The following is a 646-nucleotide window of genomic DNA, read 5'->3' as shown; positions in this document are numbered from 1 at the left end:
GGCTTAGACAGCTAGGATGTTGGCTTAGAAGCAGCCATCATTTAAAGAAAGCGTAATAGCTCACTAGTCGAGTCGGCCTGCGCGGAAGATATAACGGGGCTAAGCAATACACCGAAGCTATGGGTACTAGCGCTTGCGCTAGTGCGGTAGAGGAGCGTTCTGTAAGCCGTTGAAGGTGAAGGGGTAACCCACGCTGGAGGTATCAGAAGTGCGAATGCTGACATGAGTAACGATAAAGGGGGTGAAAAACCTCCTCGCCGAAAGACCAAGGGTTCCTGTCCAACGTTAATCGGGGCAGGGTGAGTCGACCCCTAAGGCGAGGCCGAAAGGCGTAGTCGATGGGAAACGGGTTAATATTCCCGTACTTCTGCTAGCTGCGATGGAGAGACGGAGAAGGCTAGGCTAGCGCGGCGTTGGTTGTCCGCGTTTAAGGCTGTAGGTAGGGTGCTTAGGCAAATCCGGGTACCTAATACTGAGAGTTGATGACGAGTCACTACGGTGATGAAGTAGTTGATGCCATGCTTCCAGGAAAATCTTCTAAGCTTCAGGTTAGTAGGAATCGTACCCCAAACCGACACAGGTGGTCGGGTAGAGAATACCAAGGCGCTTGAGAGAACTCGGCTGAAGGAACTAGGCAAAATGGTAC

The 646-nt window shown here is 51.9% G+C and carries 1 rRNA gene; it reads left to right on the top strand.

The window, feature by feature from the left end:
* Positions 1-646: ribosomal RNA gene (locus LZP69_RS15865) — 23S ribosomal RNA — on the top strand; the annotation flags it as partial.

Origin of the sequence: Shewanella sp. AS1 (genome assembly GCF_021412565.1) — a bacterium.
Taxonomy (GTDB): domain Bacteria; phylum Pseudomonadota; class Gammaproteobacteria; order Enterobacterales; family Shewanellaceae; genus Shewanella.
This window is presented reverse-complemented; position numbering and strand designations above follow the sequence as displayed.